19 protein-coding genes and 1 riboswitch are annotated in these 21877 nt (G+C 71.8%); of the genes, 13 read left to right on the forward strand and 6 right to left on the reverse strand.

Features of this window, described 5'->3' with window-relative positions; all coding sequences use genetic code 11:
• Positions 1–13: 13 nt before the first annotated feature.
• Positions 14–1711 carry a flavin monoamine oxidase family protein gene (locus tag ACH4VX_RS22520; protein ID WP_398369474.1) on the forward strand — a complete coding sequence of 566 codons (1698 nt, stop codon included), beginning with the start codon at positions 14–16 and terminating at the stop codon, positions 1709–1711.
• 45 nt (positions 1712–1756) lie between these two features.
• Here the strand turns inward: ACH4VX_RS22520 and ACH4VX_RS22525 are convergent, their stop codons facing one another.
• The gene (locus tag ACH4VX_RS22525; protein WP_398369476.1) at positions 1757–2443 is read right to left on the reverse strand and encodes a DUF5995 family protein; all 687 of its coding nucleotides are present in this window, start codon (positions 2441–2443) and stop codon (positions 1757–1759) included.
• 173 nt (positions 2444–2616) lie between these two features.
• Here ACH4VX_RS22525 and ACH4VX_RS22530 point away from each other — a divergent pair, with 173 nt between their 5' ends.
• On the forward strand, positions 2617–3735 hold the full coding sequence (locus ACH4VX_RS22530) for a glycoside hydrolase family 6 protein (protein ID WP_398369587.1): 1119 nt from the start codon (positions 2617–2619) through the stop codon (positions 3733–3735).
• Here the strand turns inward: ACH4VX_RS22530 and ACH4VX_RS22535 are convergent.
• Positions 3717–5120, reverse strand: a complete 1404-nt coding sequence (locus ACH4VX_RS22535; RefSeq protein ID WP_398369478.1) for a uracil-xanthine permease family protein — start codon at positions 5118–5120, stop codon at positions 3717–3719. The two genes, ACH4VX_RS22530 and ACH4VX_RS22535, sit on opposite strands and share 19 nt — an antisense overlap.
• Positions 5121–5296: 176 nt before the next feature.
• Here ACH4VX_RS22535 and ACH4VX_RS22540 point away from each other — a divergent pair, with 176 nt between their 5' ends.
• Complete coding sequence (locus ACH4VX_RS22540; RefSeq protein WP_398369479.1) at positions 5297–5755, forward strand: acyl-CoA thioesterase; 459 nt, start codon at positions 5297–5299, stop codon at positions 5753–5755.
• On the opposite strand, the gene ACH4VX_RS22545 is transcribed toward ACH4VX_RS22540, so the two are convergent.
• Positions 5715–6920, reverse strand: a complete 1206-nt coding sequence (locus ACH4VX_RS22545) for an MFS transporter (protein ID WP_398369481.1) — start codon at positions 6918–6920, stop codon at positions 5715–5717. The genes ACH4VX_RS22540 and ACH4VX_RS22545 overlap by 41 nt on opposite strands.
• A gap of 132 nt (positions 6921–7052) precedes the next feature.
• Here ACH4VX_RS22545 and ACH4VX_RS22550 point away from each other — a divergent pair, with 132 nt between their 5' ends.
• Positions 7053–8243 carry an ROK family transcriptional regulator gene (locus ACH4VX_RS22550; protein WP_398369483.1) on the forward strand — a complete coding sequence of 397 codons (1191 nt, stop codon included), beginning with the start codon at positions 7053–7055 and terminating at the stop codon, positions 8241–8243.
• Between the two features lie 174 nt (positions 8244–8417).
• Here ACH4VX_RS22550 and ACH4VX_RS22555 read toward each other — a convergent pair whose 3' ends face one another.
• Together ACH4VX_RS22555 and ACH4VX_RS22560 are read right to left on the reverse strand one after the other, a co-directional pair.
• Entirely contained in the window at positions 8418–9176 is a 759-nt protein-coding gene (locus ACH4VX_RS22555; RefSeq protein ID WP_398369485.1) for an SDR family oxidoreductase, read from the reverse strand.
• Positions 9177–9390: 214 nt separating this feature from the next.
• On the reverse strand, positions 9391–11715 hold the full coding sequence (locus ACH4VX_RS22560; protein WP_398369487.1) for a chitinase C-terminal domain-containing protein: 2325 nt from the start codon (positions 11713–11715) through the stop codon (positions 9391–9393).
• A gap of 223 nt (positions 11716–11938) precedes the next feature.
• A riboswitch (FMN riboswitch) is annotated at positions 11939–12069 on the forward strand.
• A 144-nt stretch (positions 12070–12213) separates the two neighbouring features.
• Here ACH4VX_RS22560 and ACH4VX_RS22565 point away from each other — a divergent pair.
• The 9 genes from ACH4VX_RS22565 to ACH4VX_RS22605 all read left to right on the forward strand — a co-directional run bounded on the left by ACH4VX_RS22565 (position 12214) and on the right by ACH4VX_RS22605 (position 19674).
• A complete protein-coding gene (locus tag ACH4VX_RS22565) occupies positions 12214–12828 on the forward strand; it encodes a riboflavin synthase (RefSeq protein WP_398369489.1) in 615 nt (204 codons plus the stop codon).
• Entirely contained in the window at positions 12825–13466 is a 642-nt protein-coding gene (locus tag ACH4VX_RS22570) for a nicotinamide riboside transporter PnuC (RefSeq protein ID WP_398369491.1), read from the forward strand. The genes ACH4VX_RS22565 and ACH4VX_RS22570 overlap by 4 nt, the downstream gene beginning before the upstream one ends.
• On the forward strand, positions 13463–14752 hold the full coding sequence (locus ACH4VX_RS22575; RefSeq protein ID WP_398369493.1) for a bifunctional 3,4-dihydroxy-2-butanone-4-phosphate synthase/GTP cyclohydrolase II: 1290 nt from the start codon (positions 13463–13465) through the stop codon (positions 14750–14752). Before ACH4VX_RS22570 ends, ACH4VX_RS22575 begins: the two co-directional genes overlap by 4 nt.
• 21 nt (positions 14753–14773) lie before the next feature.
• Positions 14774–15259 carry a 6,7-dimethyl-8-ribityllumazine synthase gene (ribH, locus tag ACH4VX_RS22580; protein ID WP_217129953.1) on the forward strand — a complete coding sequence of 162 codons (486 nt, stop codon included), beginning with the start codon at positions 14774–14776 and terminating at the stop codon, positions 15257–15259.
• A gap of 34 nt (positions 15260–15293) precedes the next feature.
• Complete coding sequence (locus ACH4VX_RS22585) at positions 15294–15566, forward strand: phosphoribosyl-ATP diphosphatase (RefSeq protein ID WP_004990764.1); 273 nt, start codon at positions 15294–15296, stop codon at positions 15564–15566.
• Between the two features lie 46 nt (positions 15567–15612).
• The gene (gene hisG, locus ACH4VX_RS22590) at positions 15613–16497 is read left to right on the forward strand and encodes an ATP phosphoribosyltransferase (RefSeq protein WP_398369495.1); all 885 of its coding nucleotides are present in this window, start codon (positions 15613–15615) and stop codon (positions 16495–16497) included.
• Between the two features lie 19 nt (positions 16498–16516).
• A complete protein-coding gene (locus ACH4VX_RS22595; protein ID WP_398369497.1) occupies positions 16517–16987 on the forward strand; it encodes a PH domain-containing protein in 471 nt (156 codons plus the stop codon).
• A gap of 282 nt (positions 16988–17269) precedes the next feature.
• The gene (locus ACH4VX_RS22600; RefSeq protein WP_398369499.1) at positions 17270–18601 is read left to right on the forward strand and encodes a hemolysin family protein; all 1332 of its coding nucleotides are present in this window, start codon (positions 17270–17272) and stop codon (positions 18599–18601) included.
• Positions 18598–19674, forward strand: a complete 1077-nt coding sequence (locus tag ACH4VX_RS22605) for a hemolysin family protein (RefSeq protein ID WP_398369500.1) — start codon at positions 18598–18600, stop codon at positions 19672–19674. The genes ACH4VX_RS22600 and ACH4VX_RS22605 overlap by 4 nt, the downstream gene beginning before the upstream one ends.
• Before the next feature lie 189 nt (positions 19675–19863).
• Here the strand turns inward: ACH4VX_RS22605 and ACH4VX_RS22610 are convergent, their stop codons facing one another.
• The gene (locus tag ACH4VX_RS22610) at positions 19864–21729 is read right to left on the reverse strand and encodes an AAA family ATPase (RefSeq protein ID WP_398369501.1); all 1866 of its coding nucleotides are present in this window, start codon (positions 21727–21729) and stop codon (positions 19864–19866) included.
• Positions 21730–21877: the final 148 nt, after the last annotated feature.

Raw genomic sequence — 21877 nt, forward strand, 5'->3', positions numbered from 1 at the left:
GAGTCCGTACCCCATGACGTCCACCGTGCCCAACGCGATCGAGCACGCCGACGAGCAGCAGCCGCCGATCACCATGTTCGGCCCGGACTTCCCGTACGCGTACGACGACTTCCTCGCCCACCCGGCGGGCCTCGGGCAGATACCGGCGACCGAGCACGGCACCGAGGTCGCGGTCGTCGGCGGCGGCATGTCCGGCATCGTGGCCGCGTACGAGCTGATGAAGATGGGCCTCAAGCCGGTCGTCTACGAGGCCGACAGGATCGGCGGCCGGCTGCGGACCGTCGGCTTCGACGGGTGCGACCCCTCACTGACCGCCGAGATGGGCGCGATGCGCTTCCCGCCGTCCTCCACGGCGCTCCAGCACTACATCGACCTGGTCGGACTGCGGACCCGTCCCTTCCCCAACCCCCTCGCCGAGGCGACGCCGTCCACCGTCGTCGACCTCAAGGGCGAGTCGCACTACGCCGAGACCCTCGACGACCTGCCCCAGGTCTACCGGGACGTGGCCGACGCCTGGGCCAAGTGCCTCGAAGAGGGCGCCGACTTCTCCGGCATGAACCGCGCCCTGCGCGAGCGCGACGTTCCGCGCATCCGCGAGATCTGGGCGAAGCTGGTCGAGAAGCTCGACAACCAGACCTTCTACGGCTTCCTCTGCGACTCCGAGGCCTTCAGGTCCTTCCGCCACCGTGAGATCTTCGGCCAGGTCGGCTTCGGCACCGGCGGCTGGGACACCGACTTCCCCAACTCCATCCTGGAGATCCTCCGCGTCGTCTACACCGAGGCCGACGACCACCACCGCGGCATCGTCGGAGGCTCCCAGCAGCTGCCCCTGCGCCTGTGGGAGCGCGAGCCGGAGAAGATCGTCCACTGGCCGTACGGCACCTCGCTGAAGTCCCTGCACAGGGACGGCGAGCCCCGCCCGGCGGTCACCCGGCTCAACCGCACCGCGGGCAACCGGATCACGGTGACGGACGCCGACGGGGACATCCGTACCTACCGGGCGGCCGTCTTCACCGCCCAGTCCTGGATGCTGCTGTCCAAGATCGCCTGCGACGACTCGCTCTTCCCGATCGACCACTGGACCGCCATCGAACGCACCCACTACATGGAGAGCTCCAAGCTCTTCGTGCCCGTGGACCGGCCGTTCTGGCTGGACAAGGACGAGGAGACGGGCCGGGACGTCATGTCGATGACGCTCACCGACCGGATGACGCGGGGCACGTACCTGCTCGACGACGGTCCCGACAAGCCCGCCGTCATCTGCCTCTCCTACACCTGGTGCGACGACAGCCTGAAGTGGCTGCCGCTGTCCGCGAACGAGCGGATGGAGGTCATGCTGAAGTCGCTCGGCGAGATCTACCCCAAGGTCGACATCCGGAAGCACGTCATCGGCAACCCGGTGACCGTCTCCTGGGAGAACGAGCCCTACTTCATGGGCGCCTTCAAGGCCAACCTGCCCGGCCACTACCGCTACCAGCGGCGTCTGTTCACCCACTTCATGCAGGAGTCGCTGCCCGAGGACAAGCGGGGCATCTTCCTCGCCGGTGACGACATCTCCTGGACCGCCGGCTGGGCGGAGGGCGCCGTCCAGACCGCGCTGAACGCGGTCTGGGGCGTCATGCACCACTTCGGCGGCGAGACCGACCCGACCAACCCGGGTCCCGGCGACCTCTACGACGAGATCGCCCCGGTCGAACTCCCCGAGGACTGACCCCGCCGGGCACGGCCCGCCACGGGCCGTGCCGTCCGCTCCGGGTCAGTCCGGCAGCGGGGTGAGCAGCATGCGGCCGGCGAACCCCACCGCCGTGTCCAGGCGTTCGGTGAACTCCCCGGCGACGTCCGGCAGTCCGCGCAGTGCCCACAGGGCGCGGGCCGCCGTCCAGGCCGCGTCCCGGGCGCGTTCCAGACTCCACGCACCCAGCAGATGGGTCAGCGGGTCGGCGATCCGCAGCAGTTCGGGGCCCGGTGTTAGCTCCTCGCGGATCCGGTCCTCCAGCGAGAGGAGGAGATCGCCCACCTGGTCGAACTCGTCCTCCAGATCGACGGGTTCGCAGGCGAGCGTACGACAGGTGTCCACGACGGCGAGCGCGAGATCGTGACCGATGTGCGCGTTGATGCCCGCGAGCGCGAACTGCAGCGGACGTACGCCGGGGTGCCGGCGGAACTGGAACAGCGGACGCCAGCAGGCCGGTGGCCGCCGTTCCTGGGACACCGCGTCCACCGCCGCCAGATAGCGCTCCGCGAACCGCACGTCCAGCGCGATCGCGGCCCGCGCGTCCGGGAACCGGCCCGCGTCGATCCGCCGGTCCACGGCCTCCGTGACGGTGAGGTAGACACGGTTGAACACCGCGACCCCGTCCCGCGCGGGCAGGGCCGCGTCGAGGGCGCGCATACGGGAGACGACCCCGTCCACGGTGGTGAGGACTTGTTCGCATTGCGCCATGAGCGCAGAGTCGCACCTTTAGGGTGGCGTCAGTGGCGGCGGGCCCGACGCTTCCCCGGAACGGGGGAACGCGCCCGTCGCGGGGGAGGGGGAGCAGTACTGTGCCAGGCTCGCGTGCCCAGCGCCTGTCCGCGCGAAAGGCCGAGCGCCGACGTGCCGCCCGGCGCGGCACGATGGTCGTGGCGGCCTCCGTGGTGGTCGCGGTCGGCACCGCCACGGGGCTGATGTCGGCGGTCGGCGACGGACGCGGCGCGGACGAGGCGCGCCCCGAGGCGACCTCCTCGCCGCGCCTGGAACCGCTGCCCCTCGTGCCGTCGCCCTCGCCGTCGGCGACGAGGTCACCGTCGCCCACGGCCGGTCCGGGGAAGAAGGCGGGCCCGACGCCGTCCGCGTCCGAGGCCGGGAAGAAGCGGCGGACCGCCCCCGTGTCCGCCCGCCTCTACCGCCACCCCGACTCCCGGGTCCTGGACTGGGTGCGGGCCAACCCCGACGACCCGCGCCGCGCGGTCATAGAGTCCCGGATAGCCGGCCGGCCGGCGGCCGTGTGGTTCGCGGATTACTCCCCGGACTCGATCACCTCCCGGGTGCGCGCCGTGGTGTCGGGCGGCGCGGCGCAGGGCCGGGTGCCCGTCCTGGTGCCGTACGCGGTCCCCGACCGCGACTGCGGCGGGCACTCCCAGGGCGGGGCGCCCGATCTGGCCGCCTATGACGCCTGGATCGACCGGTTCGCCGCCGGACTGGGCGGCGGCGAGGCCATCGTGATCCTGGAGCCCGACGCGATCGCCCAGTCCGAGTGCCTCTCCGCCGGGCAGCGCGCCGACCGCTTCGCCTCGCTGGCCCGCGCCGGCCGGGTGCTGAAGGGCGCCGGTCCCCGGGTGCGGGTCTACTTCGACGCCGGGCACTCCGGCTGGCACGCCCCGGACCGGCAGGCCGCCCTGTTGCGGCAGGCCGGGGCCGCCTCGGCCGCCTCCTCCGACGGCATCTTCAGCAACGTCTCCAACTTCCACGGCACCGCCGACGAGGTCGCCTACGACCGTGCCGTGCTCGACGCCCTCGGTGGCCCGTCGAGCCTCGGCGCGGTGATCGACACCAGCCGCAACGGCAACGGCGCCCCGTCGGACGGCGAATGGTGCGACCCCGCGGGCCGCAAACTCGGCCGGACCCCGACGCTGAGCACCGGGGAGGTCGGCATCGACGCCTACCTGTGGGTGAAGCTGCCGGGGGAGTCCGACGGCTGCAAGGGGGCGCCGGGCACCTTCACCCCGTCGTACGCCTACGACCTGGCGCGCTGATCCCCCTCGGTGCCGTCGGTGTCGTAGGAGGACGTGCCCTCGTCGAGCAGTGGCTCCTGCGTCTTGAGGTGGGCGGGCGCGAAGGCGCGCAGCGCGTGGTAGCCGGTGATGACGACCAGTGTGCCGAGCGCGATACCGCTGAGCGAGAAGGTGTCGGTGAACTCGATCGAGACGTTGCCGACGCCGATGATGATGCCCGCCGCGGCCGGTACGAGGTTCAGCGGATTGCGCAGATCCACCTTGGCGTTGATCCAGATCTGCGCGCCGAGCAGGCCGATCATGCCGTACAGGATGACGGTGATCCCGCCGAGCACCCCGCCCGGGACGGCCGCCACGACCGCGCCGAACTTCGGGCAGAGACCGAACAGCAGGGCGAAACCGGCGGCGGCCCAGTACGCGGCCGTGGAGTAGACGCGGGTCGCGGCCATCACGCCGATGTTCTCGGAGTAGGTGGTGTTGGGCGGGCCGCCGACCGCGGTGGACAGCATGGAGCCGACACCGTCGGCGGAGATGGCCGTGCCGAGCTTGTCGTCGAGGTTGTCGCCGGTCATCTCGCCGACCGCCTTGACGTGCCCCGCGTTCTCGGCGATCAGCGCGATGACCACCGGCAGGGCGACCAGGATCGCCGACCACTCGAAGGACGGGCCGTGCAGCGCCGGCAGGCCGATCCAGTCGGCCTGGCCGACACCGGACAGGTCCAGGCGCCAGTGGTCGGTGACCTTGCCGCTCGCGTCCGCCGAGTGGATCTGCCCGAAGATCCGGTCGAGCGCCCAGGACAGGACGTATCCGAAGAGCAGCCCGAGGAAGATCGCGATCCGGGACCAGAAGCCGCGCAGACAGACCACGGCCAGACCCGTGAACAGCATCACGAACAGGGCGGTGTACTGGTCCTGCGGCCAGTAGGTGGAGGCGGTCACCGGCGCCAGGTTGAAGCCGATCAGCATCACCACCGCGCCGGTCACGATCGGTGGCATCGCGGCGTGGATGATCCGCGCGCCGAACCGCCGTACCGCGAGACCCACCAGGAACAGCGCGGCCCCCACCACGAACACCGCGCCGGTGACGGTGGCGCTGGACCCGCCCTGGGCCCGGATGACCGCGGCGACGCCGACGAAGGAGAGCGAGCAGCCGAGGTAACTCGGCACCCGGCCGCGGGTGGCCAGCAGGAAGACGACGGTCGCGACACCCGACATCATGATCGCCAGGTTGGGGTCCAGGCCCATGAGTACCGGGGCGACGAAGGACGCCCCGAACATCGCCACGACGTGCTGGGCACCCAGGCCCGCGGTGCGGGGCCAGGAGAGCCGTTCGTCGGGGCGGACCACCGCGCCGGGGGCCGGGGTGCGTCCGTCGCCGTGCAGTGTCCAGCGGACGCCGAGATCCATGGGCCGTCGCTTTCGTCGTATGTGCAGCGTGTCCGGACCATTGTGAGGGCTGAGCAGCAGTGCTTCGTACAGGTGGGCGGGTGTGGCCGACCCGGCTGAGCGTCTGCTTAGGATGAGGGTGCGCCGCTGCTCGATGGAGAGCGGCACTCATCCCGTACGTCCCAGGAGTCCCGCCCGTGACCGCCGAAGCCCCGCTCGCCCCCGCACTGCTCCACGGCCGGCTGATCCCCGTGGCCGTTCACTTCGACGACCTCGACGCGCTGGGGCTGCTGCACAACGCCCGCTATCCGCTGCTGGTCGAGCGGGCGTGGACCGAGCTGTGGCAGGAGAAGGGCGTCCGCTTCGACGGCGACTGGGTGGCGGCCGGCGACGCCTGCAACGCGGTCCGGGAACTGCGTATCGGCTACGAGGCCCCGGTGACCCGCGCCGGTACGTACGCGGTCCACCTGTGGCTGGAGCGGCTCGGCACGACCGGACTCACGTACGGCTTCCGCTTCTGCTCGGAGGACGGGGCGGTGACCTACGCGCGGGGCAGCCGGGTGCTGGTGCGGCTGGACGCCACGACCCTGCGCCCGGCGCCCTGGAGCGAGACGTTCAGGGACGGGGCTCGGGAACTGCTGCTTCCGGACGCGTGACCTTCCTGCGGTCTCCGGCGCGCAGCACGCTCGCGAACCCCGCTACGCCGCACGACAGCACCGTCACCAGGACGAACGACACCATCAGGCTGGTCGCCTGGGCCAGCAGGCCGATGGCGCTCGGGGCGATCAGCCCCGAGGTGTAGGTGATGGTCGCGACGCCCGCGATGGCCAGGCTCGGGTTGGAGCCGCTGCGGCCGGCGGCGGCGAAGCACAGCGGCACGACCACCGCGATGCCGAGCCCCATCAGCGCGAACCCGCCCATCGCCGCCGCGGGGTGCTCGGCGAACACGATCAGCAGTCCGCCCAGGACGGCGACGACACCGCTCGCGCGGACCGTGCGCACGGCGCCGTAGCGGTCCACCACGTGGTCCCCGGCGATCCGGGCGATCGCCATGGTGAGTGTGAAACCGGTGGTGCAGGCCGCCGCGAGACCGGCCGAGGTCTCCAGCTGGTCGCGCAGATAGACCGCCGACCAGTCCAGGCTCGCGCCCTCCGCGAACACCGCGCAGAAACCGATCGCGCCGATGAGCAGGGCGGAGCGGGGCGGCAGCGCGAACCGCGGCGGCGGCTTCTCGTCCTCGGCGGGCTGCAGGTCGAGCACCCAGGCACAGGCGGTCACGCCCGCCACCGTCAAGACGGCGGCCGCGAGCGCGTGGTGCAGCCGGGCGTCCGAGCCGAGGTGGGCGGCGAGCGTGCCGGCCGCAGAGCCGACCAGGGCGCCGGCGCTCCACATGCCGTGCAGCCCGGACATGATCGACTTGTCGAGGCGGTTCTCCACCTCCACGCCCAGCGCGTTCATCGCCACGTCGGACATGCCGGCCGTGGCGCCGTAGACGAACAGGGCCAGACAGAGGGCCGGCAGGTTCGGGGCGACCGACGGCAGGATCAGCGCGAGCGTCCACAGCGCGATCAGACCGCGCAGCGCCGTGCGGGCGCCGAAGCGGTGGCTGATGCTGCCCGCGAGCGGCATCGCGACGGACGCGCCGAGCGCGGGGAAGGCGAGTGCAAGGCCCAACTGCCCGGCGCTCACCCCGGCGTGGTCCTGGATCCAGGGGACGCGGGTGGCGAACGAGCCGGTGACGGCGCCGTGCACGGCGAACACGGCGGCCACGGCGTACCGCGCCCGCCTCACCTCGCGCTGTCGATGGACCACTGCGCTCATCGTCCCGCCCCTCCCGGTCGTCGGTTCCCGCACGCGCCGCCGTAAACTATCAGGAACCCTGCCTGAAAGATAAGGGGTATCCGGAGGCGGAGCGTGCGCCGACCTGCCCCGCCGATCTGGAAGGATCCCGGCATGGCCGCATCCCCGAGCACCGCCAGAGCCATCAACGACCGGCTCGCCCTGCGCCTGCTCCAGCAGGGAGGTCCGCTCACCGCGGGGCAGTTGAAGCAGCTGACCGGGCTCTCCCGGCCGACCGTCGCCGACCTCGTCGAGCGGCTCACCGCCGCCGGACTCATCGCGGTGGCCGGAGAGACGGGGGAGCAGCGGCGCGGCCCCAACGCCAAGCTGTACGGCATCGTCGCGGGCCGGGCGCACCTGGCCGCGCTGGACGTCCGCACCGAGGGCGTCACCCTGGTCGTGTCGGACCTCGTCGGCGGTGTACTGGCCGAGGCCGCCCTGCCCATCACCGGGGAGGCGGGGACCGGACCGGCGGTCGAACAGGCGGTCACGCTGGTCGAGCGGACGGTGAAGGAGGCGGGCGCCGACCGGCTGCACACCGTCGGGATCGGGGCACCCGGACTGATCGACCCGGCCAGCGGCGAACTGCGCGACTCCACGGGCCTGCCCGAGTGGCACCGGCGCCTGGTCGCCGCACTCCAGGAACGGCTCCCCGAGACCCGGGTCAGCGTGGAGAACGAGACCAACCTCGCCGCCCTGGCCGAGCAGCGCGACGGAGCGGCCCGCGACCGGGACACCTTCGTCCTGCTGTGGCTGGGCCACGGCACCGGCGCCGCCGTGATCCTCGACGGCACCCTGCGCAGGGGCGCCTCCGGCGGCACGGGTGAGATCGGCTTCCTCCCGGTCCCGGGCACGAGCGGCCTGCCGTCGGCCACCGACTGCGCGGGCGGCTTCCACTCCCTGGTGGGGGCGACGGCGGTCGCCCGGCTGGCGGAGGAGTACGGCGTCGTGGCGGAGCCGGGGATCGAGCCGCCGGCGGCGGGCGCGGTGCGGACGGCCGTCGCGTCGGCCGGCCCCGCCTCCCCGGAGGCACGCTTCCTCGACGCCCTGGCCGACCGGATCGCGGTGGGCGCCGCCTCGGTGGTCGCGCTGCTCGACCCCGGCCACGTGGTCCTGGGCGGCGAGATCGGGCAGGCCGGCGGCGAGGCGCTCGCCGCGCGGGTGCGGGACCGCCTGGCCGCCATGTCGCCCCTGCCCGCCGACGTACGGCCCAGCACCCTGGGCGGCGGCGCGGTGCTCCGCGGAGCGCTCCTGACGGCCCGCGACCAGGCCCAGGACGAACTGTTCGGCGCGCCCGGGCGCTAGGAGATGTCGTTTGGATCTTGCCGGGGTCGCGGGGTCCGGCACGCACTTCTGCGGCGTCGTCGTCGGTCCTCGACGCTCCGCGTCGACTCCCTCCTCCGCCTCGCGGCCGCACGCACCGGACCCCGCCCGGCTCGGCTGTGAGGCGCCACCGGTCCCGGCCGGGGCCGACGCCCGTCACCGGTGTGTGACGCCGGCTCCGAACCGCTTCGCCAGGTACTCGTCGAACGTGCCCTTGCCGACCGCTCGCTCCGGGGCGAGGTGACCGCCGTCGCGGAAGGCGTCGTAGGCCGCGCCGCGCAGCGGGACCTTCACCACCGCGCGGCGGCGGCCCGTGGCCTTCAGATACGCGCGGGCCAGGGAGTCGAACGTCCGGACCTCCGGACCGCCCATGTCGTCGACCCGGCCCGCCGGCGCGGACCGGGCCAGCTCGGCCAGGCGGTCCGCGACCTCCGTGACATCGACCGGCTGGTCCTTCACCCGGGCCGGCAGCAGCAGGACCGGCAGCCTGGCCATGCCCTGGAGGACCGTGAGCACCAGGTCGTGGAACTGGGTGGCGCGCAGCACCGTCCAGCCCAGCCCCGACTCCTCGACCAGCCGCTCCACGGCCAGCTTGGACCTGTAGTAACCGAACGGCACCCGGTCGACACCGACGATCGAGATGTACACGAGGTGTCCCGCCCCGGCCCGCCGGGCCGCCGCGATCAGGTTCCGTGCGGCCTTCTCGTCGCCACCGCGCGGTGATGTCGCGCAGTGCACGACGGTGTCCACGCCCGTGACGGCCTCGTCCAGCCCCCGTCCGCCTTCGCGCAGGTCGACGGCGTACGGCTGCGCGTGCCGGCTGAGCACCCGCACCTCGTGCCCGCCCGCCCGCAGCCGTTCGGTGACGTGCCGGCCGAGCGTTCCGGTACCGCCGGTCACCAGGATCGTGCTCATGCTGTTCCGTCCCTTCGGACACCCGGCGCTCCCCGACGGAGCGCCCCGCGTCGACCGGGACGGATCGACCACCGCCGGATGTGACATCGGTCCCGGGACCCGCCCCCGTACGGAGTCCAGCTTCTCCGGGTCCGGCACCGGGCGCATCCGCGCATGGTGAGGCCCGGCGGCGGGCAAGGGCCGTCGTCACCGCCGCCGGGCCGGTCCACGAGGGTCAACAGGCCCCCTGGTCCCGCCACACCCCCCATTGGCCGGTGGTACCGGGCTCTTCGCCCTGCGTCCACCACTGCGCCTTCCAGACGTGGCCCTCGTGGGACACCACGCTGCTTCCGCCGTACGCGGCCGAGGCGTCCCAGGCCGGGGCCGCGCAGTCGCCGGGCCCACCGGGCGGCGTCGTCGGGTCCGTCGGGGTGCCCCCACCCGGTTCCCCCACGGTCGTCCCGCGCGCCAGGTCCCCGGCCAGGGCGTACGTCTTCCCGCCGAACGTCACCGTCCAGTTCGACGGCGTCGACACCGGCAGGTGGTACACGAAGTCCAGCTCCACCGACGCGCCCGGCGCCAGCGACTGCCAGGCCGGCAGCTTCAGCGACACCCGGTGGTAGTCGCCCTTGAGCCCGCCCGCGTTGCTGCCGGTGTGGTCGGAGCGGATCACCGTGGTGCCCCAGCCGGACTGGTCCTTGGCGTTACCGGGAGCCGAGGTCGCGTAGTCGAACTGGAACTCCGTGCCGCCGGGCAGGGCCGTCGACGTGTTGTTGGTGATCTTCAGCTTGGGGCTGATCGGGTAGTTGGAGTCGCCGAGCGGGAACTGCCCGAAGTCGACGCCGATGTCCAGCGCCTCGGACGGCATCTCGGTCGTCGCGCGCGTCGCGCCGTACGGGGAGGCCGACTTGAACTTCTCGTACATCGCCGTCGTCAGCGTGGAGCCCGGCTCGTACTGCCCCTCGGCCGCGTTCCAGCCGTAGTCGCCGGCCAGTTCCCACACCATCGTGCCGCCGATGCCGCGGTCCACCACGTAGTCGGCCTTGGCCTTCACCGACTGCTCGTCCTCGGTGGACAGGAACACCTTCTTCTCGGCGTTCCACAGCCAGGGCGCGACCAGCGTGGAGTCGTACTTGCGGGCGTAGGTCCCGGTCAGCCCGGTGTCGGCCGGGAAGCCGTAATCGGTGACGTAGTCCCCGACCACGCCCTTCTCCAGGTTCTTGGCGTGCCACATCGGGTTGGAGCCCGCCGGTGACTCCTTGCCGCCCGTGTCCAGGTCGTGCCAGAGGTTGTCGATCCCGGTCGCGCCGTCACCGCACCTGGTCAGTCCGGAACCGGCGGGGCAGTTCGTCGAGGGAGCCCTGCCCCAGAGCCCGTCGGTACCGCCGGTGACGTTCTTGAACCCGCGCGTGTAGTACGGCAGTCCGATGTTGATCCGGCCGGCCGGCATCGAGCCCCGGAAGTAGTGGTACGCCCAGTCGGTGTTGAGATAGCCGGTCCCGCCGTACTGCGAGGTCGTGTAGACACCCGCGGCGGCCAGCTCGGCGTCCTTGCCGTCGTCGAAGAGGGAGGCGTTCGGGCCGACGTACTCGTTCCAGGCGCCGTGCAGGTCGTACGACATGATGTTGACGTAGTCCAGGTACTTCTGGACCTGGAAGGTCTCCATGCCGCGCAGCAGATAGCCGGACGAGGGGGCCGCCACCGTCAGCACGTAGTGCCTGCCGTCGGCCGCTCCCGCGCGGTCCAGTTTCCCGCGCAGCGTCTTCATCAGCGCCGCGTAGCCCTTGACCAGCCCGGCCCGGCGGGCATTGGCGAAGGCATGGTCGAGCGGGTTGCCCGCGTCCTTCATCGTCGTCGGGTACTCGTAGTCGATGTCGACGCCGTTGAAGCCGTACGTCCGGATGAAGTCGACCGCGGAGTCGGCGAAGGTGTCGATGCCGGCCTGGTTGACCGAGCCGTCGGCGTTGGTGGCCATCGAGTAGAAGCCGCCGGAGTCCACGCGGTCGCCGCTGTCGTCGACGTAGCCGCCGGTCTCGGCCCAGCCGCCCACCGAGATCAGCGTCCTGACGTCCGGGTGCTGCTTCTTGAACTTGTTGAGCAGGTTGAAGTGGCCCTGGTAGGGCAGCTGCGGGTCCATCTCCGCACCGGCCACGCCCGGCCAGGTCATCCCGGTCGCCGGGTTGGCGGCGCCGTCCGCGCCGACGGAGATCCTGTTGCCCTTGTCGATGTGCGCGAACGCGTAGTTGATGTGGGTGATCTTGTCCCACGGGATGTCGGACGCCAGATAGGCGGGCTTCCCGTCCTTGCCGGTGCGCCAGCCGGTGAAGTAGCCGATCACCCGGCGCTGGTGGTCGGCGCCCATCCTCTCCCGGCCGGCCGAGTCGTAGACCGAGCAGTACGGGACCTCGACGCCCGGCGTCGAGTACAGCCCGTCGGGACGACAGGACTCCTGGTCGGCGGCGTGCGAGACGGTGGCCGGGAGGGCGGCGAGCAGCAGGCCGGCGACGGCGGCGGAGGCGAGCAGCGCGGGTCTCGCTCCGGGGCGTGAGGGGGACGGCACAGTGGGTTCCTCTCCACGGAAGTTGGCTCGGACCCTAAGAGGACTAGACCAAAGCGTCAATAGGTATGGACCAATTCGGCGGGTCGTCAAGGGAGCGTCACCGCAGGGGAGTTGCTCCTCGCGCGACCCTCGGCACTCTCCACGTCACTTCCTGTGATCCACCCCACACCCCTCGCCCGCATGGAGGGCGGCCGGTCGTGGCACACTGGCCCCGTACCAGTAGCAGCGCACTCCGGGGTCGGTGAAAGTCCGAACCGGCGGTTACAGTCCGCGACCCGGTCGCCTCCAGCGACCGGTTGACCAGGTGAAATTCCTGGACCGACGGTTAAAGTCCGGATGGGAGGCAGTGCGCGGCGGGCGGGCATCCATGCGCGCCGCCGTACCGGTTCGCCATCGGGCGAGCTCTGTCCGGCGTCGCTCCCGGTGTCCCCGTCCGCGGTTTCTGTCGTCATCGACAGCCCCGGAGTCCGTGCCCGAAGAGGCAGGAGGACCCGGGAAGTGTTCACCGGAATCGTCGAAGAGCTGGGCGAGATCACCGCCGTCGAGACCCTCGACGACGCCTGTCGCTTCCGGCTGCGAGGCCCCGTCGTCACCGAAGGCGCGAAGCACGGAGACTCCATCGCCGTCAACGGCGTATGCCTCACGGTCGTCGAGCACGAGGGCGACGAGTTCACCGCCGACGTGATGGCGGAGACCCTGAAGCGCTCCAGCCTCGGCGTCCTCGCCGTCGGCTCCCGCGTCAACCTCGAACGCCCCACGGCCGTCGGCTCCCGCCTCGGCGGCCACATCGTCCAGGGACACGTCGACGGCACCGGCGAGATCCTCGGGCGCGAGCCGTCGGAGAACTGGGAGATCGTGAGGATCTCCCTCCCCGCCGACCTCTCCCGCTACGTCGTGGAGAAGGGCTCCATCACCGTCGACGGCATCAGCCTCACCGTCGTCGACGCCGGGCCCGACTTCTTCACCGTCAGCCTGATCCCCACCACGCTCGCCCTGACCACGCTCGGCACCAAGCAGCCCGGCGACCCGGTCAACCTCGAGGTGGACGTCATCGCCAAGTACGTCGAGCGGATGCTCGGCGACCGCGCCACCGGTGAGGGGGCTCCCCGGTGAACTGGCTCAACTCCGAGGCCTTCACCCTCTTCGACCAGCACATCAAGTGGTCGGACATGATCGGCAACGTGATCGGTCTGATCGCCCTCGCCCTCGGCTGGCGCCGCTCCATCTGGACCTGGCCCGCCCAGTTCGTTTCCGGCCTGATCCTCTTCACGGCCTTCGCCACCGCCCACCTCTCGGGCAGCGCCGGCAAGCAGATCGTCGTCATGCTGGTCGCCTCCTGGGGCTTCTGGCAGTGGAACCGCGGCCGGCGACAGGCGCAGGACGGCTCCATCGCCGTACGGTTCGCGACCAACCTCGAACGGCTCCTCCTCGTGGGCGCCGCGGCCGTCGGCACCCTCGCCGTCGGCGGGCTGTTCACCCTCTACCCGTCCCTGTCCTGGGACCCCTGGCCGGACGCCTACATCTTCGTCGGCACGATCGTCGCCATGTACGCGCAGGCCCGCGGCATGGTCGAGTTCTGGTTCGCCTGGCTGCTCGTCGACCTCGTCGGCGTCCCCCTGAACTTCGCCAACGGCTTCGCCTTCTCCGGCTTCGTCTACGTCATCTACGGCGCGCTCGTCCTGTGGGGACTGCGCGACTGGTGGCTGCGCTCCCGCGACGCGCGGCCCACTCTGGAAGGAGCGCCCGCATGAGCACGGCACCGATCCTGTACAGCACCGACGGCATCGAAGACCTCATGCTCGACCCCGTCGAGCAGGCCGTCGCCGACATCGCGGCCGGCCGCCCGGTCGTGGTCGTCGACGACGAGGACCGCGAGAACGAGGGCGACCTCGTCGTCGCCGCCGAGAAGGTCACCCCCGAGATCGTCGCCTTCATGATGAGCGAGTGCCGGGGCATGATCTGCGCCCCCATGGAGGGCGAGGAGCTGGACAGGCTCGGCATCCCGCTGATGGTGGAGAACAACACCGAGTCCATGCGGACCGCGTTCACCGTCACCGTGGACGGCTCGGGCGCCCACGGCGTGACCACCGGCATCTCCGCCGCCGACCGCGCGACCACGCTCCGGCTGCTGGCGAGCGGCACCGCGCAGGCCGACGACTTCGTCCGCCCCGGCCACATCTTCCCGCTGCGCGCCCGCCCCGGCGGCGTCCTCGTGCGCAACGGCCACACCGAGGCCGCCGTCGACCTCGCCCGCCTCGCCGGCCTGCGCCCGGCCGGCGCCATCGTCGAGATCGCCGGCGAGGACGGCACCATGCTCCGGCTGCCCGAGCTGATCCCGTTCGCCCGCAAGCACGGCCTGACGATCATCTCCATCGAGGACCTGATCGCCTACCGCCGCTCCGCCGAACCCACCGTCCGCCGCGAGGCCGAGGTCCATCTGCCCACCTCCCACGGCACCTTCACCGCGTACGGCTACCGCTCCACCGCCGACGGCGTCGAGCACGTCGCCCTCGTCCACGGCGACATCGGCGACGGCGAGGACGTCCTCGTCCGCGTCCACTCCGAATGCCTCACCGGCGACATCTTCGGCTCCCGGCGCTGCGACTGCGGCCCCCAGCTCGACGCCTCCCTGGACCGCATCCAGGCCGAGGGCCGGGGCGTGGTCGTCTACCTGCGCGGCCACGAGGGACGCGGCATCGGCCTGATGTCCAAGCTGCGCGCCTACGAACTCCAGGAGCGCGGCCGGGACACCCTCGACGCCAACCTCGAACTCGGCCTGCCCGCCGACGCCCGCGACTACGGCGCAGGCGCGCAGATCCTCGCCGACCTCGGCGTCCGCGGCGCCCGCCTGATGACCAACAACCCCGACAAGTCCGACGCGCTCGCCCGGCACGGCATCGAGATCACCGCACGCGAGCCGATGCCCGTCACCGCGAGCGAGCACAACCTCCGCTACCTGCGCACCAAGCGGGACCGGATGGGCCACGACCTGCCCTGGCTGGACACGCCGACCGTGCCCGCCTGCGGCAACCAGTAACGAGAACCAGCGAGGAGAGACGTGAGCGGCAAGGGTGCACCGGAACTGTCCGTACGCGACGTGGGGGACCTGCGGGTCGCCGTCATCGCCGCGCAGTGGCACGAGAAGGTGATGGACGGACTGGTGGACGGCGCCCTGCGCGCCCTGCACGACCTCGGCATCGACGAGCCGACCCTGCTCCGGGTGCCCGGCAGCTGGGAACTCCCGGTCGTCGCCAAGGTCCTGGCCGGCCGCGGTTACGACGCGGTCGTCGCCCTCGGTGTCGTCATCCGGGGCGGCACGCCCCACTTCGACTACGTGTGCCAGGGCGTCACCCAGGGCCTCACCCAGGTCTCGGTCGACACCGGCGTCCCCGTCGGCTTCGGTCTGCTCACCTGTGACAACGAGGAGCAGGCCCTGGACCGCGCCGGACTGCCCGGTTCCAGCGAGGACAAGGGGCACGAGGCGGTCACCGCGGCGGTGGCCACCGCGGCCTGCCTGCGTTCGGTGTCCGAACCCTGGCGCTGAGCAGTCCCCGTCACCGCGTAGGGTGAGGAGCACCATGTCCAAGAAGACGTTCGAGGAGCTCTTCACCGAGCTCCAGCACAAGGCCGCCCACGGGGACCCCGCCACCTCCCGCACCGCCGAGCTGGTCGACAAGGGCGTCCATGCCATCGGCAAGAAGGTCGTCGAGGAGGCCGCCGAAGTCTGGATGGCCGCCGAGTACGAGGGCAAGGAAGCGGCCGCCGAGGAGATCTCGCAGCTGCTCTACCACGTCCAGGTGATGATGGTCGCCCGCGGCATCTCCCTCGACGACGTCTACGCCCACCTGTAAACCCTTACGTTCGCGACACACCCTCCACACGAAGGAAGCCGACCTCATGCTGCGCATCGCCGTCCCCAACAAGGGTTCCCTGTCAGGCCCCGCGGGGGAGATGCTGCATGAGGCCGGCTACCGGCAGCGCCGCGAGTCCAAGGAACTGCGGACCGTCGACCCGACGAACGAGGTCGAGTTCTTCTACCTCCGCCCCCGCGACATCGCCATCTACGTCGCCTCCGGGCAGCTCGACATCGGCATCACCGGCCGCGACCTGCTGATCGACTCCGGCGCCGAAGCCGAGGAGATCCTCCCCCTCGGCTTCGCCCGCTCCACCTTCCACTACGCCACCAAGCCGGGCACCATCGGCGACCTGGCGGACCTGACGGGCAAGACGATCGCCACCTCGTACGAGGGCATCGTCGCGGCGCACCTCGCCGACAACGGCATCGACGCCTCCGTCGTCCACCTCGACGGCGCCGTCGAGACCGCCATCCAGCTCGGTGTCGCCCAGGTCATCGCGGACGTCGTCGAGACGGGCACCTCGCTGCGCAACGCCGGCCTGGAGGTCGTCGGCGAGCCGATCATGAAGTCCGAGGCCGTCGTCATCCTCCCCCGGGCTCGAACACACTCGCCCGGGGAGACCCCCACCACCGGCGCGGACGGCGAGGAGCCCAAGGTGCGGCAGTTCCTGCGCCGCCTCCAGGGCGTCCTGGTCGCCCGGACGTACGTGATGATGGACTACGACTGCCGCGTCGAACAGCTCGAGAAGGCCGTCGCCCTCACCCCGGGCCTGGAGTCCCCCACCGTGTCCCCGCTGCACAACGAGGGCTGGGTCGCCGTCCGCGCGATGGTCCCGTCCAAGGAGGCACAGCGGATCATGGACGACCTGTACGACATCGGCGCCCGCGCCATCCTCACCACGGCCATCCACGCCTGCCGCCTCTGACCGGGCCCGGAGCATCACCATGTCCGACGCGACCACGGGCCGACTGCCCGAACTGCCCGTCACCTTCCGCCCGGGCCGCACCCGCGTGGTGCTGCTCACGGCCGGCACCGCGCTCTTCGCGGTCATCACCCTGATCGCGCTGCTGCTGGACCAGCTCGGTCCGGGGGAGCGGATCAGCTTCGTGTTCACCGCCGCGCTGCTGGCCGGCGTGCTGTTCCTGCTGGCCCGGCCGAAGGTCACCGCCGACGAGGCGGGCGTCACCGTCGTCAACATCGTGAGCCGGCGCCGCCTGGAATGGGCGGAGATCCTTCGGGTGAACCTCCGTCCCGGTGATCCCTGGGTCTTCCTCGACCTCAGTGACGGCACCAGCCTGCCCGCGCTCGGCATCCAGCCGGGCATCGCCAGACAGCGGGCCATCGCCGACGCGCGGGCCCTGCGGGCGCTCGCCGAGGCCCGCTCCACGGCCGGGCCCGGGACACCCCGGAGCTGACTCGGGGCCGCCCCTCCGGGGCGGCTCGGGGACCGGCTCCGGGAAGCGTCGGGAACGTCACCTGCCGCAGTCGCCCATGTCTTGATTAATCTGGTGGGCGAAAGGCACGACGACCGCGCCTTTCGCCCCTGCCGCCCCGCCCGGTGCACAGGGGCCCCAGCTACCCGAGGAGTGACCCTCTCCGGCGATGGACGGATCGTCCTGCAGTACCTGCGCCGCCCCCTGCCGACATAGCGCGGACCCGTTCCACGAGGTCCGCGCGCATGCGGAGGCGGCGGCATCATGACCACCCCCTTGCTGCTTCTCGCAGCCGCTTTCCTGCTGATCCTGGCCAACGGATTCTTCGTGGCCGCCGAGTTCGGCCTGGTCACCGTCGAGCGACCGGACGCCGAACGGGCCGCCGCGGGCGGTGACCGACGCGCCCGCCGGGTCGTCGAGTCGCTCAGGGAGCTCTCCTTCCAGCTCTCCGGCACCCAGCTCGGCATCACCATCACCTCCCTCGTCGTCGGCATGCTGGCGCAGCCGGCGCTCGCCGGACTGCTGCACGGCCCCTTCACCGGCATCGGCGTCCCCGAGGGCGCGGTCCCCGGTGTCTCCGTCGTCGTCGGCATGCTGCTGGCCTCCGCGGTGCAGATGGTGATCGGCGAACTCGTGCCGAAGAACTGGGCGGTGTCCCGCCCCCTGCAGGTCGCCCGCTTCGTGGCCGGCCCGCAGCACGCGTTCGCCCGGCTCTTCCGCCCGGTGATCGCCGGGCTGAACGCCGTGGCCAACCGCCTGGTGCGGGCCCTGGGCATCGAGCCCGCCGAGGAACTGGCCTCCGCCCGCACCCCCGGCGAACTCGTCTCCCTGGCCCGGCACTCCGCCCGGGCCGGCGCCCTGGAACAGGACACGGCGGACCTCTTCGTCCGCACCCTGTCCCTCGGTGAACTGACCGCACAGCACGTCATGACGCCGCGCGTGAAGGTCAGCGCCCTGCAGTCCTCGGCGACCGCCGAGGACGTGGTCAACCTGACCCGGGCCACCGGTCTGTCCCGCTTCCCCGTCTACCGGGAGCGGATCGACGAGATCGTCGGCATGGTGCACCTCAAGGACGCCCTCGCGGTGTCCGTGCACGACCGGCTGCGTACCCCCGTGGGCCGCATCGCCCGCCCGGCGCTGCTCGTCCCCGAGACCCTGCCCGTGCGGCCGCTGCTCACGCGGCTGCGCAGCGAGCAGCCCATCGCGGTCGTCGTCGACGAGTACGGCGGCACGGCCGGCGTCGTCACGCTGGAGGACATCGTCGAGGAGATCGTCGGCGAGGTGCGCGACGAGCACGACGGACAGGACGTCCCCGAACTCGCCCCCGCCCCGCCCGAGGACGGCAACCTCGCCTGGGACGTCGACGGCGGCGTCCGGGTCGACACCCTGCTGCGCATAGGCCTGGAGGCGCCCGAGGGCCCGTACGAGACGGTGGCCGGCCTGGTCGCCGATCTGCTCGGCCGGATCCCGGCCGTCGGCGACCGCGCGGAACTGCCCGGCTGGCGGCTGTCGGTACGCCGGGTCGGCCACTACCGCGCCGAACGCGTCCGCCTGATCAGAACGGCCCCGCTGCCCCTGGTGGAGGTGGCCGGATGAGCGTGCTGCAACTCCTCTTCGCCGCGCTGCTCGTGCTCGCCAACGGGTTCTTCGTAGGTGCCGAGTTCGCACTCGTCTCGGTCCGCCGCAGCCAGATCGAACCGCTCGGCACGGCCCGCGCCCGCCAGGTGCTGTACGGCCTGGAGCACCTGCCGCAGATGATGGCGGCGGCCCAGTTCGGCATCACCGTCTGCTCGCTGACCCTGGGCGCCGTCGCCGAACCGACGGTCGCCCATCTGCTGGAGCCGGTCTTCGAGTGGATGCACCTGCCGCACGGCATGATCCACCCGCTCGGCTATGTCATCGCGCTCGCCGCGGTGGTCTTCTTCCACCTCGTCATCGGCGAGATGGTCCCGAAGAACCTGGCGATGGCGGCCCCCGAGAAGGTGGCACTGTGGCTGAGCCCTGGCCTGGTCTGGTTCGCCCGCCTGTGCAAGCCGGTCACGATCGCGCTCGGCGCCTGCGCCCGGGCCATCCTGCGGCTCTTCCACGTCGAACCGAAGGACGAGGTCGAGGCCGTCTTCACCAGCGAACAACTCAACCGGCTGGTGGAGGACTCCGGCCAGGCGGGTCTCCTCGACCCCGAGGAGGCCGAGCGCCTGGAGGACGCGCTGGAGCTGGGCTCCCGCCCGGTGACGGACGTTCTGCTGGACCGCGGGTCGCTGGTGACGGTCACGCCGGCGGTCACCCCGGGGCAGATCGTGGAGCTCACCGCCCGCACCGGGTACTCCCGGTTCCCGGTGGCCGCGGACAGCGGTGCCTTCATGGGCTACCTGCACGTCAAGGACGTACTGGACCTGGAGGACTCCGAACGCGCCGTCCCGCAGCACCTCTGGCGCCCGATGACGACCCTCCGCCCCGAGCTCCCCCTGGACGACGCCCTCACGGTGATGCGCCGGGCCGCGACCCACCTGGCCCAGGTCTGCGACGCCTCCGGCAAGGTCCTGGGCCTGGCCGCCCTGGAGGACGTCCTGGAACTCCTGGTGGGCGAGGTACGGGACCCGGCCCACCGGGAGGTGACGGTCACACCCCAGAGGGCGAGCGGAACCCCGGAGGAGGCCATGGCCACGTGACAGCGGGCGGCGTGGCCGGGGCGGCCACGCCGCCCCAGCTGCGGGCAGTCGTGCCTCCCCCAGTGCCTTGAGGGGCCGGGAGGTACCCCCAGGGCGGCACGGGTGGGCCGGGGTGCCTCCTCTCTGGGGGAGGCACCCCTTCAGCGGGGCGGGCGGCAATCCCGTACGCCGGCCACAACGCCGTGCGCCTCACAACCCGGACGAAGGGTCCGCCGGCCCCCGCCCCGACAGCACCTCCCCGTACGCCTGCATAAGATCCGGCAGCCGCAGCGTCGCCAGATCATCCCGGGTCAACGCCCCGGGATACACCGACAACCGCAAATCCCGATACGCGCAGCTCTTCTCGTACAGCGTCCGCAAGAACCGCCCGTTCCCCAGCTCGTCGATCCACCCCTGGTCCACCACATGCCCGGCGATCGACCGCAGCTCGTCCAACGCCTCCTCGTCCCACACATCCCCGTTCTCCCCCGCCAGCACCTCACCGATCGAGGTCAGTTCCAGCGGCCGGTACGAGGGAAAGTCCACCCGCGTGGTGAACCGCGACGACAGCCCCGGGTTCGCGGCCAGCAGCCGGTCCATCCCCTCCGGATACCCGGCAAGGATCACCACCAGATGATCCCGATTGTCCTCGGCCCGCTTCAACAGCACCTGCAGCGCCTCGTCCCCGTACGCGTCCCCCTTGCCGTACCCGGAGTTGGACAGGGAATACGCCTCGTCCACGAACAGCACCCCGCCCAGCGCGGAGTCGATCAGCTCATTGGCCTTCACCGCGGTCTGTCCCAGATACTCACCGACCAGATCCGCCCGCTGGGCCTCCACCAGATGGTCACCGCCGAGCAGCCCGAGGGCGTAGAACACCCGGCCGAGGATGCGGGCCACCGTGGTCTTGCCGGTCCCGGACGGCCCGGAGAAGACGAAGTGGCGTTTCGGCGGCTGCACGGGAAGCCCTTGGCCGGCCCGCAGCCGCGCCATGTTCAGTTGCGCCGACAACGCCTTGACCTGCCGTTTCACCGGCTCCAGGCCCACCATGCGCTCCAGTTCGGCGAGCGCCTCCTCCAGTAACGCGGGGTCCGTGGGCCCGGCGGGCAACGGTGACGCCCCGGCGCCCGCCCGCTCCCGTACGCCCGCGGCGGTGACCGGAGGCAGGGGACCCGGCACGGACTCGGGCTCGGGCAGCCGCAGGTCACGCCCCTCGGTGCCGAACAGCGGATCGAGCATGTCGGGGCCGTCCATGACATCCTGCCCGGCCCCGGTGAGCGTGATCGCGGCGAGATCGGCGGAGTCGTCGTACCCGTCGCCCTCGGCGATCGCGGCGAGCCGGGCGGAGGTGTCCATGAAGGCCGGATCGACCCGGTGCACGGCCCGGTACAGGGGGAGCGCGGCGGCGCTGCGACCGGTCCCTTCGTGGGCGCGGGCCAACCAGTAGCGCAGCTCCTTGCGCTGCGGCTGTTCGCTGCGGCACCGCATCAGCGCCGCCGACAGCAGCGGTTCGGCCTGCCCGTACATCTCCAGTCGCACCCGCGCCATGCCGCCGAACAGGCCGGCCTCGATGCCCAGCATCGGGTCCTCGACGAGGGAGTCCGTGCGCCGGACCAGCTGCTCCCAGTCCTTGACCAGGTAGGCACGGCAGGCGTGCAGGAAGCGGACCTGCGGATCGGTGTCGACCGGGGGCAGTCCGGCGAGTGCCCGGTCCAGCTCGGGGACGTGGCGGCCGTCCAGCCAGTGGGAGGCGTGCGCCAGCAGCAGATCGCGAGGGCTCTCCAGCACCGGCTGCACCCACCAGCCCAGCCAGTACCAGGAGTTGAGGGTGCGGCGGTGCCGGGTGCGCTGCTCGCCGAAGCGTTCCCGGTGCCGGAACATCCTGAGCAGCGCGGTCGTCGTGTCGACGCGCAGCGCGTGCAGCCCCAGCCAGCCGTCGGCCATCCCCGGGTCGATCCGCACCGCGGCCCGGAACTCCTCCTCCGCCTGCGGATAGGCGCCCATCGTGTAGGCGTCCACGCCTCGCAGCCAGGCGAGGTCGGCCGGGGCCTGCGGGCCCTGCGTGCCGAAGTCCATCACGTCCCCCACGAACCGTGCCCCCGTCGGTGTGCCGGCCGGCCCTCGCCCGTCGGCTCCCGTTGGTCGAACCGCTGTGCCGCGGACCGGAGTTGCAAGGTGCGCGAAGCAGCGTCCGTAGGTCGCACCGAGGGCATCGTACCTGCGG

This window comes from Streptomyces sp. NPDC020731 (genome assembly GCF_044334705.1).
Lineage (GTDB): Bacteria > Actinomycetota > Actinomycetes > Streptomycetales > Streptomycetaceae > Streptomyces.